The following is a 16762-nucleotide window of genomic DNA, read 5'->3' on the forward strand; positions in this document are numbered from 1 at the left end:
CTTATGCTTTGCGGTGACGAGTATCGACGGGAAAGGGTGGGTCGCCAATGCTCGTGCGTGTGCAGAGCTCCGCGGGGACGCCGGCGGAACGGGTACTGATCGACTGGTTGCGCACGTGGAAGGGTCCCAGCGATCCCCACGGCGTGGCCACGGTGAATTGCAGTCTGTTCTTCGAGAACCGGCTGCATCAGTTCGACGCGATCGTGTGGACGCCGACCAGTTGCGTGATCATCGAGGCCGAGGCGCTCGTGGAGCAGGTGCGCGGGGAGCTGGAGGTGCCGCTGGACGGGCCCTGGCGGGTCGGTGGTCAGCTGGTCTCGCTGGAGGGCGGCCGCCGCAATCCACTGGACTCCTCGCGGGAGCACACCTACGCGCTGCAAGCGTGGCTGGCCGCGCACGGGCTCGGGCAGCGGGTGGTGCAGGGTCTGGTGCTGGTGGTGCCGCCGCAGGGTTCGCAGGTGCGGCTGCGGCAGCTCTGGAACGATCCCGGCATGGAGGTGGTGATCGGTGACCAGCATCAGCATCTGGCCGAGTACCTGGATCACCTCGCCCCTCGGGGGCGCGCGCAGTGGACGATCAACGAGGTCGCGCTGGCCTTCCGCGGCCTGAATCTGCTGCCGTACCTGCCCGCGCCGCAGGATCTGGTCGCCGAGGGATTCGGCGGGCCGGTGGATACCACGCTGTGGCGTGGCGGGCCGCAGCAGGCGCAGGCCGAGGCGTTCCGCGAGGAGATGGCCGAGGTCGAGGCGGCCGCGGACAAGCCGTCCGCGATCGCCATGCCCTGGTACAGCCCGTGGGCGCTGTACCCCACCGAGCCGGGTGAGATGGATCTGCGTCAGGGCGCCATGCGGTTGCTGCTCATGGTCGGGATGCTGGTCGCGGTGGCCTGGCTGGTGTGGTTCGTGATCGCGGCGGTCATTCAGTTCGGGCCTGGCTGAACGGGTTTCGGGTCCGGTGCGTCGCGGCGGTGAGTGCGGCGTACATCGCGGTCACCAGGGCGATGGCGGTGGCGGTGCCGCCGAGTACGTCGGTCGGGTAGTGGTAGCCGAAGCCGACCATGCCGATCGCGATGGCGATCAGCAGCGCCAGGGCTACCAGCGTCGCGCCGATCCGCAGCCTGGGTGTGGGTGCGATCAGCACGAAAGCCGTTGCCACGGCGACGAATTGCACGGTGTGGCCGCTCGGGTAGGCCAGGTAGTGGTGAAGCTGCCTGTGCCACACGTATTTCAGCGCGTAGGTGTTGATCGCGACGACGAGTTCCGGTGCCACCAACAGGAATCCGGCTCGCCACCAGTCGCGCCGCCACGCGTACCAGAGCACGCCGATGAGCAGCACGGCCAGCACGACGGGGGCGTCGCTCGGGGTCACGAGAACTCGGTAGACGGTCTGGTGCGAGTCCAGAGTGGAGTGGATCCGATCGTCCACGGCCCGATCGAATCCGGTCGGCCCGCCGCCGACCGGAAAGGCCAGCGGCAGCAGAACGGTGACGAGGACGCCGAGGATCACCACCGCCGCGAGCGGAACGATCCGATAGGACGGCAGAGCGGGCGCGCTTCTCACGGCACAGACCTTATCCGCGACCGTCCGCTCCCCCGGGTGGAGCCACCGGGCCGGTTACCGCCCCTGATGCACGCTCACGTCGTCCAGCATGGCGGCGCGCAGCGTGCTCGCGGGCACGCCCAGCGCCTCGACCAGGGTCAGCGCGTGCGGGCGCAGGCGGTCGACGAGTTCGTTGACCCCGCGACGCACGAGTTTGGCCCGCTCCACCGACATGAACCGGTGCATGATGTACCACGCCTGGTTCTGTTCCAGCGAGGTGTACACGTACAGATCGCACACGCTCTCGGCCAACGCACGGGCCTGCTCGTCCTCGATATCGGCGATCCCCTCGATGAACGCCTCCAGCACCAGCCGCTCGATATGCGCCTCGCCGGCCAGCAGGATGTGGTCCTGGGCGTTGTTGAACGCCTCGAACGGTCCGGTCTCCTTGGCACGGGCCTGCAACCGGTGTGCGGCGGTGCGCACGAGGTATTCCTCGCGGTCGGCGAACAGCTGTAGCTGCACCTCGCGCCGGGACAGATCGCCGTCCTCGACCGAATCGCCGCCGCGGTCGCGCAGTCGCTGAATCAGTTGGCGCACACCGGAACTCTCCCGCGCGACGTCCAGCGCCATGGTCGCGGCGAAACGCACCCAGCCCAGCGCGTCCAGATCCCGCACCTCGTCGGCGTACGCCGTGAGCAGCTCCTTGGCGACCAGCTGGGTGAGCACGACGTTGTCACCCTCGAACGTGGTGAACACATCGGTGTCGGCCTTCAGCGTCACCAGCCGGTTCTCGGTGAGATAGCCTGCGCCGCCGCATGCTTCGCGACATTCCTGGATGGCCCGGGTGGCGTGCCGGGTCTGCGCGACCTTGAATCCGGCCGCGCGCTTCTCCAACGCCCGCTGCGCGCCGGGATCCAGATCCTGACCGGTCTGCACCAGATGCATCCGGCGCACCAGGTCGTTCTGCGCGAAGGACAGCGCGAACGCCCGCGCCACATGCGGCAGCAGTCGCCGCTGATGGCTGCGATAGTCCAGCAGCACAACCTCCTCGCCGGTATCGGGATCGTCGAACTGCCGCCGCTGCTCGGCGTACCGCACCGCGATACTCAACGCCACGCGCGCGGCCGCCGCGGCCGCGCCACCGACGCTGATCCGCCCGCGCACCAGCGTGCCGAGCGTGGTGAAGAAGCGTCGGCTCGGATTCTCGATCTCGGAGCTGTAGGTGCCGTCCGGTACGACGTCGCCGTAACGATTGAGCAGGTTCTCGCGCGGAATGCGGACGTTGTCGAAGCGGATGCGGCCGTTGTCCACTCCGGGCAGACCGCCCTTGAGCCCGCAGTCCGAGGTGGTCACGCCGGGCAGGTCGTTACCCTCGGCATCGCGCAGCGGCACCAGGAAACAGTGCACTCCCCGGCCCTCGCCGCCGGTGATCAGCTGCGCGAAAACCGCTGCCATCCGGGCGTGTTCGGCCGCGCCACCGATGTAGTCCTTGCGGGCGGATTCGGTGGGGCTGTGCACGACGAATTCCCGCGTCGCCGGGTCGTAGGTGGCGGTGGTCTCCAGGTGCGCGACATCGCTGCCATGCCCGGATTCGGTCATCGCGAAGCAGCCCAGCAGGTCCAGGGAGATCAGGCGGGTGACCACGTCCCGATGACGCTCGGTGCCCAGGTTCTCCACCGCGCCGCCGAACAGCCCCCACTGCACACCGCTCTTCACCCACAGCGACAGATCGGTGTAGGCGAGCATCTCGAGTCCGGTGACCGCGCCGCCGGGATCGGCGGTGCCGCCGTGTTCGCGCCGGAATCCGCGTTCGGCCAGACCGAATTTCGAGACCAGGTGCATCTGTTCGAGCACCCGGGCCCGCGCCGCGGACAGATCCAACGCCGGGTCGCCGCACAGCCGTTCGTCGTCCAGGCGCGGCCGGGCCTGCTCGCGCACCTCGCGCCAGGGGCCGTCGAGCGCCGCGCGAAGGATGTCCGCCGTCTGATTCCCGGGAGATGCCATGCCCCGACCCTAACGACCGGATCCGGACCGTGCCGTGACCCGCCTCACCGCGCGCACGTGTCGGATGTTCGCGTGCCCACAGATCTGCGAGCCGAGCTGACACGAAGGCGCGGCACCCTCTACCTTGCAGGGTGTGAGCGAGCGTGCGAGGGAATCATCGACACGGCGCGTCGTGCACAGCGGCACCGCGTGCCGGGCGCATGCGGTTGTGTGCGGCCATATCCGTGACCTGGGGAGATACGTCCACCTCGGCGATCGGGTGCGCGGGCACCGCGGAACTGCGACCGAGCGAAGTATCCCGGCCCGATCCGCGCGCGGACCGCTCGCACACCTCGGCGGGTGCGGGTATGAGTGAGCAGACCGAAATCGTCGAGGAACCGGATACCCCGCGGCCACGCCCACGCTGGCGGCGCGCGATCGACTGGGTGACCGACCGGATCGTCGCCGAACGCAAGGCCACCGTCGACGCGGTGCTGGAGGCGCCCGCACCGCTGCGACCGATCGATCTGTCCGACGACGCCGCCGTGACCCAGGTGATGGAACTGGCCGAACGGGTCGGCGAGGTCGTGCTGGCCTCGGGCACCGCGGTCACCGATACCACCACCCAGATCGAATTCATCGCCGCCACTTACGGTTTGGCGAACTGCGATATCGACGTCACCTACAACTCGATCCGTATCTCAGCCGACCGCGGCCCGACCATGCCGCCCGCGACCACCATGCGGGTGGTCAACTACCGCACGCTCGATTTCACCCGCCTGGCCGCGGTCGACCGGCTCACCCGCCGCATCCGCCGCGAGATCGTGCCGCCCGAGGACGCGCACGCCGCACTCGACGAACTCACCTCCGCACCGCACCCGTACAACCGCTGGATCGCGACCGGCGGCTGGGCGCTGCTGGCGGCCTCGATCGGCCTGCTACTGGGCGGCGGCCCGATCACCGCCGTGACCAGTTTCGTGGCGACCGGCGTGATCGACCGCACCAACCGCGCACTGAATTATCGCGGGTTGCCCTCGTTCTTCCAGGCGATCGTCGGCGGTGCGATCGCGACCCTGCCGGCGATCGCCCTGGCCGCCTGCGGGACGGAGAAATACCAGTCGCTGGTCGTCGCGGCCGGAATCACCGTGATGCTGAGTGGATTACAGCTCGTCGGTTCCGTCGAGGACGCCATCACCGGCGCGCCCATCACCGCGGCGGCACGCATGCTGGATCTGCTGATGATGACCGGCGGAATCATCGCCGGGGTCGCCCTGGCCCTGCGGGGCGCCGATGCGCTGAACGTGAAGATGGCCCCGATCGATATGAACTCCTCCTCCCCCATCTCCGCGCTGCCGTTGCAGGTCCTCGCCGGGGCCGTGGCCTCGCTGGCCTTCGCGCTGGCGTGTTATGCCGAACGTCGCGCGCTGGCCGCCGCGGCGATCAGTGGCGCGGTGGCGACACTGTGTTATCAGCTGATGCACGGACACCATTTCGGGCCGGTGATGTCCTCGGGTTTCGCGGCCTGCGTGGTGGGTCTGGCCGGTGGTCTGATGGCCCGCCGTGCGCTGACACCACCGCTGGTCGTCGCAGTTGCCGGGATCACCCCGCTACTGCCGGGTCTGAGTATCTACCGGGGTCTTTCGGCGTTGCTCAACAATCAGCAGGGCGCGGGACTGAATCAGCTGCTTGCGGCGTTCGGCGTCGGATGCGCGCTGGCGGCCGGGGTCACCCTCGGTGAGTGGGGTGCGCGATTCCTGCGGCGGCCGCGAATTCTGCTGCGCTTCCGTGGGATTCGTCCGCCGACGTTCGGAACCACCGGCGAGATACCGATCGTGCCGAAGTAGCGCGGATACGTATCCCGGCGGGACACCCTCCGCTGGTTCAGGCCCCGATGCTGCGGGCCAGATCCTCGAGCGTCGCGTCGAACAGGATGTCCGGATCACTCACGGCCATCGGGTAATTGCCGAACACCTCGAGCGTGACGTGTCCGTAGATGCGCGCCCAGAACGTGGTCATCAGGTAGGTCACGCCCAGATCCAGCTTCTCGGCCGGGAATTCCTGCCCCGATTCGGCCAGCACCACGAGCAGATCGGCCTGGAAACGCTTCAGATCCGCGCACAACGCCTCGGGAATCACCTCGGCCGACGGGGTGACGATGTCGTAGGTGGTCAGCAGCAGACCGGCGGCCTGCAGGAAGATTCGCCCGAAGGGTTCGTCGAATTGCCGCATGGCACTGGTGTTCTCCCCGGCGGGCGAGGCGAACACCAGCGTGAATTCGGGCGCGTGATCCAGAGCCCAGCGCCGGAAACCCCGGCAGACCGCGAGCAGCTGCACCACACCGTCGTCGGGCAATTCGGCGACCTGCTGGGCGAGTTCCTCGGCCAGATCCGCGCAGATGTCCCGGCGCAGCGCCGCGACGAGATCCTCCCGCGAGGCGTAGTAGCGGTACAGCGCCGGGGCGGTGATCCCCAGGGCGCGCGCGATGGCGCGCAGGGTCACCGCCTCCGGACCCTGTTCCGCGAGAAGGGATCTGGCCACCCGCCGGATGTCGGTGTCGCTCACCGCGGGTGCGCGGCCCCGACGTGCCGGAACGCGGGTGACCTGTCCACTGATCGACCGGGGCCCGTTGTGGTTGGGCACGTTACCTCCTCCGGGCCCGACCGCTCATTCGTAAGCAACCTGCCAGCTCTTGATTCCGTTCAACCATCCTGAGCGTAGCCGCACCGGCTCGGAGATCTGCCGCAGGTTCGGCATCACGTCGGCGATGGCGTTGAAAATCAGGTCCAGTTGCAGGCGAGCGAGATTCGCGCCGACGCAGTAGTGCGTGCCGGTGCCGCCGAAGCCGACGTGCGGGTTCGGGTCGCGCAGCACGTCGAATTCGAAGGGCTTCTCGAAACGTTCCTCGTCGAAGTTGGCCGAGGCGTAGAACAGTCCGACGCGCTGGCCCTTGCTGATCTGCTGGCCGCCGATCTCGGTGTCCGACAGGGCGGTTCGCTGGAACGCGATGACCGGGGTGGCCCAGCGCACGATCTCGTCCGGCGCGGTGCGCGGGCGTTCGGACTTGTACAGCTCCCACTGTTCGGGGAAGTCGGCGAACGCCTTCATGCCGTGGGTGGTGGCGTTGCGGGTGGTCTCGTTGCCCGCGACCGCCAGCAGGATGACGAACCAGGCGAATTCGTCCGAGCCGAGCGATTCGCCGTCCATATCGGCGGTGACCAGCTGGCTGACGATGTCGTCGGCCGGGCAGCCGCGCCGTTCCTCGGCCAGGTTCCAGGAGTAGCCCATCACCTCGGCCGTGGCCATCTTGTGGTCGCCGCCGAATTCCGGGTCGTCGTAACCCATCATCGTGTTGGACCACTCGAACAGCTTGCCGCGATCGGACTGCGGGACGCCGAGCAGTTCGGCGATCGCCTGCAGCGGCAGCTCGGAGGCGACCTGGGTGACGAAGTCGCCGCCGCCGTTGCGCTTGGCCTCGTGCACGATGCGCTCGGCGCGCTCGCGCAGGGCGTTGCGCAGGCTCTCCACCGCGCGCGGGGTGAAGCCGCGGGAGATGATGCGACGCAGTTTGTCGTGCGAGGGCGGATCCTGGTTGACCAGCATGCCGCGCTGGATGTCGATCTCCTCGCGGGCTATGTCCTCGTAGAAGCGGATCACCGCGGTGTTCTCGAAGTTGGAGAACACTTCGGGTTTCTTGGAGATCTCCTTGATGTGGTCGAGTTTGCTGACCACCCAGTAGCCGTCGTCGCCGAAACCGGCGACATTGTGCGGCTGGTCGACCCACCACACCGGGGCAGTGCGCCGCAGCTCCGCCCACTCAGCGACGGGCAAACGGCTGGCGAGCAGGTCCGGATCGGTGAAGTCGAAGCTGTGTGACAGGGACGGAGCGGACACGGGTACCTCCTTTGGAACACGTTTGCATGAGTGAACCACACCACACCAAATTTGTGAACACCTATTATTAAACTCCGTAAACATTGCGTCCGGAAGAGTCCGCGAAACAGTGTCCGGAACGACCGTGCGCGAGCCCGCACCGGCGTGACACCCTGGACCGATGCACATCGCGATCGTCGGTGCCGGAATCTCCGGCCTGGCCGCTGCGCGGGTGTTGTCCGGGCGGCGCGGGAGGTCGACTCGGGGCGTGCGGACGGTGTCGACTGCGATCATCTGGTGATCGCCAACGGGGTCTTCAGTGATCCGGCGGTCCCGGAGTTCGCGGGCGCGGACGAGTTCGGAGGCGTCGGCGGGGAGTTGTGCCACACCAGCGGATTCGGCGATCGGGAGCGGGCACTTGGCAAACATCTGGTGATCGTCGGATACGGGAAGTCGGCCTGCGATGTGGCGGAGTCGCTGAGCGAGGTGGCCGCCTCCACGACGGTGGTAGCCAGACGGCTGCTGTGGAAGATGCCGCGCCGGCCCGGGAATCCGGGCGGAACCGAGCAGCTCGCGCTGACCCGCATGGGTGAGGCGGTATTACAACTCCTCCGCCCTCAGCGGACTCAATGCCGAGGTGGCCGCGCTGTGGATCGCCGAACTGCTCGCGGGCCGGATCACGCTGCCGGACAAGCAGGATCGCGAAGCCTGGATCGATCGGCGATTGCACTGGATGCGCGCTCGCACCCGGGGCAAACACGCACACGGAACCAGTGTCGCACCGTTCTCGATCCATAATCTGGATGAGATGCTGGGCGATCTGAATGCCGATGTCGGCCGGTTCACCCGTGTGCGGCAATGGTTTTCGCCTGTGTATCCGGAGCAGTATCGTCGGATTGTGCAGTGAGTGGAGTTGGCCAGCGTGTCTCGTCGATGTGTTTGTGGCCGTGTGCGAAACGGCCCGCCCCGGGAAAGGTCTCGGGGCGGGCGGATGTTGCGGGGGTGGTCACGCCAGGTGCAGTTCCGGGGAGTAGAGGTCGAGCCAGGTGTGTAGGTCTACGGTGCGGTCGAGGTTGCCTCGGGTGATGCCGTCCATGTGGAGGGGGTCCTGGGTTACGGCGCGCTGCAACCAGGTTCGGTCGACCAGGGCGAAGACGGGGGAATCCTTTTCGGAGAGAATCTCTTTCGCCAGCTGCTGGAGGTTCGCCGCGTAGCCGGGGTCCTGGGTGGAGGGGTAGGGGCTCTTGACGCGTTCGACGACCGATTGGGGCAGAACGTGTTTCGCGGCGTGCCGCAGGAGGCTCTTCTCGCGGCCGTCGAAACTCTTGAGCGACCAGGGCGTGTTGTAGACGTAGCCGACCAGCCGGTGATCGCAGAACGGCACCCGGACCTCGAGGCCGACCGCCATCGACGCGCGATCCTTACGGTCCAGCAGCGCCCGCACGAAGCGCGTCAGATGCAGGTGGCAGACCGTGCGCATGCGGTGTTCGACCTCGGACTCACCGTCGAGGTGATCGACCTCCGCGACGGCCGAGGCGTACTGATCGGAGATGAACGTCTCCAGCTGAAGCCGTTCGCGCAGTTCGGGATTCAGCATCTGCCAGCGTCCCTCGCCGGTGATCGCGTTGTTGAAGGCCAACCACGGGAAGGTCTCCTCCTTCAACGCGACCTCGTCGTGGAACCAGCGGTACCCACCGAACACCTCGTCGGCCGACTCCCCCGACAGCGCCACCGTCGACTGCGCGCGAATCGCCTTGAACAGCAGGTAGAGCGAGGAATCCATATCGCCGAGCCCGGCCGGGATGTCGCGGGCGGTAATCACCGCGCGACGCACCGTCAGATCCGACAGCTCCGAGGGGTTGAGGATCACGTCCTCGTGCGCGGAACGAACCAGCGCCGCGACCTCGCGCACATACGGCGAGTCGGGGGTGTCCCGCATCTCGTCGGGAACGAAATTCTCCTCCTGGTCGGCGAAATCGACCGAGAAGGTGCGCAACTGCTCGCCGTCGCGGGCCAGCCGGGCGGCGGCCAGACCGGTAATGGCGCTGGAATCCAGTCCGCCGGAAAGCAACACGCAGCGAGGGACGTCCGAGATGAGCTGGCGGTCCACGATATCGGTGAGCAGCTCACGCACCTTCGCGACGGTGTCGTCCCGGCTGTCGGTATGCTCCACCGCATCCAGCCGCCAGTAGGTGCGCTCGTGAATTCCGTTGCGGTCCACCGTGATCAACGTGCCGGGCAGCACCTCGTACATGCCCTTCCACAGCGACCACTTCGGTTGTTTGGTGAACGCGAAGAGCTCCCGCAGACCATCGGTGTCGACGGCCTTGCGCGCCAACGGATTGGCCAGGATCGCCTTGGGCTCCGACCCGAACAGCACACCGTCCGGCGTCGGGTAGTAGTAGAACGGCTTGATCCCCATACGATCGCGGATCATCACAAGCTTCTCGGTGCGCTGATCCCAGATCGCGAAGGCGTACATGCCGTTGAGGTGATCGACCACCGACTCGCCCCATTGCAGGTAGCCGTGCAGTACGACCTCGGTGTCGCTGTCGGTGCGGAACGTGTGCCCCAGCGCGAGCAACTCGTCACGCAGTTCGTGGAAGTTGTAGGTCTCCCCGGAGTACACCAGCCCGATATCGCCGGACGGGGTGCTGATACTCATCGGCTGGGTGCCGCCGGGCAGGTCGATGATGGCCAGCCGCCGATGCCCCAGCGCACCGTGCGTCCGCACGAAGGTGCCGCGCCCGTCGGGCCCGCGACAGGCCATGGTCTCGGTCATGGCGTCGATGACACGCTGTTGCCGCGTCAGATCGGAGTCGAACGACACCCAGCCCGCGATTCCACACATGTTCACGCCCTCCAATTAGTTAGCAACGATAACTACGCGTAACTCCGTTGTAACACGCCAACATTCACCCCCGCCAGACCTTCGCTCCGATGGGAAATTTGTCCGTGTTGCGAATCCCCGGGCGCGTCGCTCAGGTCCCCCACCCGACCTCGCCGAACACCAATCCCCACAACCGAAATCACTCGAATGTGGGCGATTATCATTGCCACAGAACCACTTTCGTGCTAATCGGTCCACACGGTCGCGATGATCACCGCGTCGACATCGCCCGCCCGAGCTTGATCGGCAGGCCGGTCTCACATCCCCAGACCCCAAGGCGACCATCGAAGCTCCGATCGGCCCCCGAATCAGCCTGCCGGTCCGCGACAGCAAGAAACCACACCCCACATATCGGCGCGGCTCACACTCCCACGCATCCCCCGAACGACGCGATGTCGTCCGAAAGTTTGATTCCACGACGCCCCCGACCAGGTATCGTCTATGAGAAGTTAGGTAACCCAAAGTAGACGGAGCGTTGTATGCCCGACACCACCACTCCCTTCTCCGCGCAGATCCGCACCGCTACCGAACGGCAACATGCGGACGCGGAGAACTCCACGTTCATGAGCGATATGCTCGGCGGCGGGCTGGGGGTTGCGGCGTTCTACCGGTACACCGGGCAGTTGTGGCACGTCTACAGTGCGCTCGAGGAGTTTGCCGACGCGCTCGCGGCCGATCCGGTGGCCGGACCGTTCGTGCGGCCGGAGCTGGCCCGGGTCGCGCATCTGGAGGACGATCTGGCGCATCTCGGCGGCGCGGATTGGCGCGCGGATCTGGATCCGCTGCCCGCCACGGCCGCCTACGCCGAACGGGTGCGGGAATGCGCGCGGGAGTGGCCCGCGGGATATGTCGCGCACCATTACACCCGGTACCTGGGCGATCTGTCCGGCGGTCAGGTGATCCGCGGGACGGCCGAGAAGCTGTGGCAGTTGCCCAAGCGCGGCGACGGCGTGCGGTTCTACGTCTTCGATCAGATTCCGAACCCGGCGGCGTTCAAGCGCGAGTACCGCGAACTGCTCGACGCGCTGGCCGTGGACGATCTCGAGAAGCAGCGGGTGCTGGGCGAATGCCAGCGCGCCTTCGATTTCAACACCGCGATGTTCCGCGAACTGGCCGGAGAATTCCCGACCCGTCGACAGGGCTGACCCCGAACCCCACTGCCGCGTACGTCTTTCGGGATGCCGACAGATAGCCAGCCCCTCCGAGAGTTATCTGAAAACCGTTGACACAGATACCATTCGACGCCCTCACGTGGTGATACGTCACACACGATGCAGGGCGCGGCGTGGTTGCGGAGACAATATCCCACCCGCTAAAGTTACTCACCAGTTAGGCACGATGGTGTTCCTACCTGGGCCCAACGTCTGCTAACACAGCAGTCTTCAGCGGCCGATTCTCACGTCCGCATCCACCGGCGAATGTCGGACGAACAGTTGTACGCGCATCCGAAGTTGTTGCGCCACACCATGTTCGACATGCAGGAGGGGCGATGGTTTCGTATATCGTGACAGGCGGCACCGGATTTCTCGGCCGCCGAGTGGTTCAGGATCTGCTCACCGGCGATCCCGAGGCGGTGATCCACATCCTGGTGCGCGAGGCCTCCGCGGCCAAGCTCGCCGAGCTGGCCGCGGGCTGGCACGCCACCGATCGGGTCTTCCCGCTGATCGGCGATCTGACCACGAAAAACCTTGGGCTACAAGATGATCCACCGAGCGCCGAACACGTGATCCACCTCGGCGCGGTCTACGACATGACCGCCGACGAACAGGCCGCCCACGCCGCCAATGTCGAAGGCACCCGCGCGGTGATCGAACTGGCGTCCGGACTCGGCGCGGTGCTGCACCACGTCTCGTCGGTGGCGGTCGCGGGCGATCATCGCGGCCAGTTCTTCGAGGACGATTTCGATCTCGGCCAGAATCTCGAATCCCCTTATCACCGAACCAAATTCGCGGCCGAGAAACTCGTCCGCGAGGCCCCGGGACTGCGCTGGCGGGTCTATCGCCCGGCCATCATCGCCGGGGATTCGCGCACCGGTGAGATGGACAAGATCGACGGTCCGTACTACTTCTTCGCCGCCATCGCCCGCCTGGCCGCGCTGCCCTCGGAGCTGCCGATGATGCTGCCCGACCTGGGCGACACCAATATCGTGCCGGTGGATTACGTCGCCGCGGCCATGGGCGAGCTGATCCGCCGCCCGGGGCTGAACCGCCGCACCTTCCACCTGGTCAATCCGGAACCGCAGCCGTTCGCCGAGGTCTACGCCGCGCTGGCGCGAGCCGCGGGCGCACCCGCCGGACTGGGCACCCTGCCCGGCAGTCAGGGCGTGATGAGCATGCTCGGCAAGGTCCCGGGCGTGCCGCAACTGCGCGATTATGTGTTGCGGCAGTTCGGAATTCCGGCCGAGGTCGCGCCGCACGTCACGTTCGCCTCGGAATTCGTCTCCGATTCCACCCGCGCCCAACTGCGCGGCATCACCCCGCCCGCCTTCGAGGAGTACGCCGGGAAGCTGTGGGATTTCTGGCGCAACCGGATGGACCCGGATCGCGCCCGCCGCACCGACGGCGATCCGCTGCACGGGCGGACCGTGCTGATCACCGGCGCGTCCTCGGGAATCGGCCTGGCCACCGCGCACGCGGTCGCCCGGCGCGGGGCCACGGTGCTGATGGCCGCCCGCAGCATCGACGAGCTCGAGGCCGCCGCGGCCGAGGTTCGGGCGAACAATGGTGCGGCACAGGCGTATTCGTGCGACATCACCGACGAGAAGGCGGTCGAGCTGCTGGTCAAGCAGATCCTCGCGGATCATCGTCACATCGACTACGTGGTCAACAACGCGGGCCGCTCGATCCGCCGCTCGGTGCTCAATTCCACCGACCGGATGCACGATTTCGAGCGGACGATGGCGGTGAACTACTTCGGTGCGGTGCGGTTGATCCTGGCGACGCTGCCCGCCATGCGCGAGCGCCGGTTCGGGCATTTCGTCAACATCTCCTCGATCGCGGTGCAGACGAAACTGCCGCGGTTCGCCGCGTATGTGGCGAGCAAGTCCGCGCTGGACACGTTCAGCGAGATCGCCGCGGTCGAGAACGCCGATGCCGGAATCACTTTCACCTCGGTGCGGATGCCGCTGGTGCGCACGCCGATGATCGCGCCGACCGATCTGTACCGCTCGATCCCGGTGCACACACCGGAGCAGGCGGCCGCGATCGTGGTGCGCGCGTTGACCGAACGCCCGACCCGCATCGATACCCCGATCGGTACCTTCGCGCAGGTGGTGGACACCGTGATGCCGTCGGTGAAGAAGGCGATCCTGCATCGCGGTTTCCGGATGTTCGGGGAATCGGCGGCGGCGAAGCCGGGTGCGGAAGGTCCGGCGGCCGACAAGCCCGAGAGCCGCAGCCCGCTGCTCGCGCTGGCCCCGATCGTGCAACCGCTGATGGGTATGCCGGGCCCGGCCACTCGCGTCACCAACCGGATTCCCGGTCTGCACTGGTGATTTCGGGCGCTTCCCACGCGTGACCGGTCATGTTCGGGACGGACTCCATTACTGTCCCGGCATGATCGGTCGACCGGATTTCGGAGCACGGAACTCGCCCTCACAGCATCGAACTCCGCGTGACGGGGTGTGCCGGAAATTCACCCGGACGCCGTCCACACGCAGCATCGGTCTGTCAGAGTCGAGGGTTATGAAGCTGCGTCGCCGCCTGATCGAAGCGATGATCGCCGTAATCGGCGTGGTACTCATGGTCAGCTGCGGGGGTCACGGTACCGCACCGTCGAACTCCCCGCATGCCAACCAGATACCGCTGGTGTCCACCGATGATCTGCCCGCCGCCCAGCCGGGCGAGGTGCATCTGTTCGGGATCAACGATCTGCACGGCAATCTGGAACCGCCCGACGGGAGCAACGGGCACGTCGGCGCGTATCAGGCCGGGGGCGCGGCCTATCTGGCCACCCATCTGGCGAAGTTGAAGGCGGCCTATCCGGCCGGCGCGGTCCTCTCGGCCGGAGACAATGTCAGTGCCAGCCCGCTGATCTCGGCGCTGTTCCACGACGAGCCCACCATCGACTACCTGAATTCGCTGGGCGTGAGCGCATCCGCGGTCGGCAATCACGAATTCGACCACGGCACAGCCGAATTGACCCGGTTGCAGCAGGGTGGTTGCGCCGCCGACGGCTGCTCCCCCGGGCAGCCCTTCACCGGAGCCGCATTCCCCTATCTGGCATCCAATGTCACCGATGTCAACGGCCAGCTGCCGCCCGGTCTGAAGCCGTGGACGATGCTGACGGTCGGCGGTCACAAGATCGGCGTCGTCGGCACGGTCACCCGCGCGACCGCGGATATCGTGATGCCCGACGCGATCCGGGGTTACTCCTTCGGCGACGAGGCCGACGCGGTGAACAAGTACGTTCCGGAGATGGTCGCCGCGGGCGCGGAAACCGTGGTCGCGCTGGTACACGACGGCGGCGCGCAGCAAACACACGGCGCGGCAATCGATTACAACGGCTGCACCAATATCAGCCCGAACGTCACCATTCTGGCCAACCGGATCGATCCCCGGGTGAAGGTGGTGTTCACCGCGCACACCCATCTGGCCTACAACTGCGTCATCGGCGGCAAGGTGGTCACCCAGGCCGCCTCCTACGGCCGTCTGATCACCGATGTCAGCCTGCGCTTCCACGACGGAACGGTCGACGCGAAGGCGGTCAACCGGGTGGTCACCCGGACGGTCACGCCCGATCCGGCCGCCGCGAAACTCGTTGCCTTCTACAGCGATCAGGCCCGCCCGCGCGCCGCGCACGTGATCGGTACCACCGCCGGGCCGCTGTCCAACGAGCCCACCCCGGGTGGTGATTCGCCGCTGGGCGATGTGATCGCCGACGCCATGCTCGCCGCGATGGCGCCCGATCACGCGGTGGCCGCGTTCATGAATCCCGGTGGGGTGCGGGCGGATCTGAGCACCGGCGCGATCACCTACGAGCAGGCGTACACCGTGCAACCGTTCGGCAATCAGGTGGTGACGGTGGCGCTGAGCGGCGAGCAGATCCTGAATCTGCTGGAGCAGCAGTGGGACAACAAGACCACGCCCGGTGTGCTGTCGGTGGCCGGTATCACCTACTCCTATTCCGATGCCGCGCCCAAGGGACACAAGATCCTCGACGACACCGTGCGGATCGCCGGGCAGGCGCTGAATCCTGCTGCGGTGTACCAGGTTTCGACGAACAACTTCCTCGCCGCCGGTGGGGACGGGTTCAGCGTGTTCACCAAGGGGCAGCAGAACGCGGTCGGACCGGCCGATCTCGACGCGTTCAACGCGTATCTGGCGAGTCAGGCGAAGATCGAACCTCCGGCCAGTCGCGTGCAGCGGCGCTGAGTGCCGGGAGCAGTCGGCTCAGGAACAGGTGGCGGTCGTGACGGACGGCACCGGATGCGAAACCGGTGCCGCCGGAACCTGATTCGCGACCGCGTAGAGGCTGCGGCCGGTGTGCCGGGTACGTCCCGGCTCCACGACTATTCCGGGCACGATGACCTGATGGCCGTCCGCATCGGTCACCAACGCGGTGAACGGGCCCGTCCCGACACCGGAGATCGTCCAGAAGTCGTCCATGCGCCGCGTCAGCGTATGTCCGGGGCCGCCGGCCGAAGAGCGAATCTCCACGCGGTGCAACGGATTTCCGGTGTCGGTGAACTGGATGCCCAGCCAATCGGACGTCGAGCCCGGCTCGATCCGATACACCAGATCCGGTGCGGGCGAAGGATTGTGCACGCGGCCGATGCCGATCTGCGCCACACCCGAACTCGGATCGGCGATTCGCGCGAAGGCCGCGGCGCTCAGATCGTATTGGTTCGCAGCGCATCCCGGGCAACGGTCCACGATCTGCGCCCGCACCGAACCCAGCGGACCGTGCAGATCGACATATCCGCCGCAGGCCGCGCTGCCGTCGTACTCGTCGGTCGGTACCCCGACGTAGTAGCCGTCCGCGGGTAGGTCGGGGAACGCACACGCCACATCCGGGCTGAACGTGTAGTACCGCGCCTGCGCGAGCACCGGCGGATCGACCCGTTCGGCGATCGGAACACGCTGCGCCACAGGCATATCCGGCACGCTGACCGTGGCCGGCCGGGGCCCCGCGGCAGCCCGGCAACCCACCGGATCCGGACGCACCGCCCACACCGCGGCGACGATCACCGCCACCCCGATCAACGTCGCCCACACCCACGGCCGCACGTTACGAGTCCGGTCCCGCTGCGGTACCCGATGCATCGATCCGCCACCACCCTCCACTCGCCGTGTATCTCCAGCAAAGCATCAGATACTGGGACAAAGTGGCCGAATCGCGAACGCTACCTGCAAAACTCGGCGTGTCTACGGCGTGTCAGGAGTCGACACCCCAGAGCCCGCTAACTTTCCGTATGTCGCATCGGGGGCCGTATCCCGGCGACGCGGAGGTCGTGTCGCTTGACTTGGAGCGCACTTC

12 protein-coding genes and 1 pseudogene are annotated in these 16762 nt (G+C 66.9%); 7 read left to right on the top strand and 6 right to left on the bottom strand.

Features of this window, described 5'->3' with window-relative positions; genetic code table 11:
• Window positions 1-47 precede the first annotated feature (47 nt).
• Window positions 48-938, top strand: a complete 891-nt coding sequence (locus NRB20_RS02275; protein ID WP_153407459.1) for a nuclease-related domain-containing protein — start codon at window positions 48-50, stop codon at window positions 936-938.
• Here the strand turns inward: NRB20_RS02275 and NRB20_RS39205 are convergent.
• A complete protein-coding gene (locus NRB20_RS39205) occupies window positions 916-1560 on the bottom strand; it encodes a phosphatase PAP2 family protein (protein WP_153407460.1) in 645 nt (214 codons plus the stop codon). The genes NRB20_RS02275 and NRB20_RS39205 overlap by 23 nt on opposite strands.
• A 54-nt stretch (window positions 1561-1614) precedes the next feature.
• The gene (locus NRB20_RS02285) at window positions 1615-3546 is read right to left on the bottom strand and encodes an acyl-CoA dehydrogenase family protein (protein ID WP_153407461.1); all 1932 of its coding nucleotides are present in this window, start codon (window positions 3544-3546) and stop codon (window positions 1615-1617) included.
• 347 nt (window positions 3547-3893) lie between these two features.
• Here NRB20_RS02285 and NRB20_RS02290 point away from each other — a divergent pair, with 347 nt between their 5' ends.
• The gene (locus NRB20_RS02290; protein WP_153407462.1) at window positions 3894-5369 is read left to right on the top strand and encodes a threonine/serine exporter family protein; all 1476 of its coding nucleotides are present in this window, start codon (window positions 3894-3896) and stop codon (window positions 5367-5369) included.
• A 37-nt stretch (window positions 5370-5406) separates the two neighbouring features.
• Here NRB20_RS02290 and NRB20_RS02295 read toward each other — a convergent pair whose 3' ends face one another.
• Both NRB20_RS02295 and NRB20_RS02300 read right to left on the bottom strand, forming a co-directional pair.
• On the bottom strand, window positions 5407-6165 hold the full coding sequence (locus NRB20_RS02295; RefSeq protein WP_319944348.1) for a TetR/AcrR family transcriptional regulator: 759 nt from the start codon (window positions 6163-6165) through the stop codon (window positions 5407-5409).
• Between the two features lie 24 nt (window positions 6166-6189).
• Entirely contained in the window at window positions 6190-7416 is a 1227-nt protein-coding gene (locus NRB20_RS02300) for a cytochrome P450 (RefSeq protein ID WP_319944349.1), read from the bottom strand.
• Between the two features lie 144 nt (window positions 7417-7560).
• On the opposite strand from NRB20_RS02300, the pseudogene NRB20_RS39485 reads away from it, so the two are divergent.
• Window positions 7561-7947, top strand: a pseudogene (locus tag NRB20_RS39485) (FAD-dependent oxidoreductase); the annotation flags it as partial.
• A gap of 37 nt (window positions 7948-7984) precedes the next feature.
• On the top strand, window positions 7985-8302 hold the full coding sequence (locus NRB20_RS38820) for a hypothetical protein (protein WP_264766317.1): 318 nt from the start codon (window positions 7985-7987) through the stop codon (window positions 8300-8302).
• A gap of 99 nt (window positions 8303-8401) precedes the next feature.
• On the opposite strand, the gene asnB is transcribed toward NRB20_RS38820, so the two are convergent.
• Window positions 8402-10246 (bottom strand): asparagine synthase (glutamine-hydrolyzing), encoded by a 1845-nt coding sequence (gene asnB / locus NRB20_RS02310; protein ID WP_153407465.1) that lies wholly within the window; start codon window positions 10244-10246, stop codon window positions 8402-8404.
• A 518-nt stretch (window positions 10247-10764) separates the two neighbouring features.
• Between asnB and NRB20_RS02315 the strand changes: the two genes are divergently transcribed.
• From NRB20_RS02315 to NRB20_RS02325, 3 genes are all read left to right on the top strand, one after another.
• Window positions 10765-11430 (top strand): biliverdin-producing heme oxygenase, encoded by a 666-nt coding sequence (locus NRB20_RS02315; protein WP_153407466.1) that lies wholly within the window; start codon window positions 10765-10767, stop codon window positions 11428-11430.
• A 344-nt stretch (window positions 11431-11774) separates the two neighbouring features.
• A complete protein-coding gene (locus tag NRB20_RS02320; RefSeq protein ID WP_153407467.1) occupies window positions 11775-13778 on the top strand; it encodes an SDR family oxidoreductase in 2004 nt (667 codons plus the stop codon).
• 190 nt (window positions 13779-13968) lie between these two features.
• The gene (locus NRB20_RS02325; protein WP_227833108.1) at window positions 13969-15657 is read left to right on the top strand and encodes a bifunctional metallophosphatase/5'-nucleotidase; all 1689 of its coding nucleotides are present in this window, start codon (window positions 13969-13971) and stop codon (window positions 15655-15657) included.
• 18 nt (window positions 15658-15675) lie between these two features.
• On the opposite strand, the gene NRB20_RS02330 is transcribed toward NRB20_RS02325, so the two are convergent.
• Window positions 15676-16548, bottom strand: a complete 873-nt coding sequence (locus NRB20_RS02330; RefSeq protein ID WP_153407468.1) for an expansin EXLX1 family cellulose-binding protein — start codon at window positions 16546-16548, stop codon at window positions 15676-15678.
• Window positions 16549-16762: the final 214 nt, after the last annotated feature.

This window comes from Nocardia macrotermitis (genome assembly GCF_009604405.1).
GTDB lineage: Bacteria > Actinomycetota > Actinomycetes > Mycobacteriales > Mycobacteriaceae > Nocardia > Nocardia macrotermitis.

What these genes read in the sequence shown, in the direction of transcription:
- NRB20_RS02285 (WP_153407461.1), bottom strand. Translation starts at nt 3,546, where the DNA reads ATGGCATCTCCCGGGAATCAGACGGCGGACATCCTTCGCGCGGCGCTC.
- NRB20_RS02330 (WP_153407468.1), bottom strand. Translation starts at nt 16,548, where the DNA reads ATGCATCGGGTACCGCAGCGGGACCGGACTCGTAACGTGCGGCCGTGG.
- NRB20_RS02320 (WP_153407467.1), top strand. Translation starts at nt 11,775, where the DNA reads ATGGTTTCGTATATCGTGACAGGCGGCACCGGATTTCTCGGCCGCCGA.
- NRB20_RS02275 (WP_153407459.1), top strand. Translation starts at nt 48, where the DNA reads ATGCTCGTGCGTGTGCAGAGCTCCGCGGGGACGCCGGCGGAACGGGTA.
- NRB20_RS02325 (WP_227833108.1), top strand. Translation starts at nt 13,969, where the DNA reads ATGAAGCTGCGTCGCCGCCTGATCGAAGCGATGATCGCCGTAATCGGC.
- NRB20_RS02315 (WP_153407466.1), top strand. Translation starts at nt 10,765, where the DNA reads ATGCCCGACACCACCACTCCCTTCTCCGCGCAGATCCGCACCGCTACC.
- asnB (WP_153407465.1), bottom strand. Translation starts at nt 10,246, where the DNA reads ATGTGTGGAATCGCGGGCTGGGTGTCGTTCGACTCCGATCTGACGCGG.
- NRB20_RS02290 (WP_153407462.1), top strand. Translation starts at nt 3,894, where the DNA reads ATGAGTGAGCAGACCGAAATCGTCGAGGAACCGGATACCCCGCGGCCA.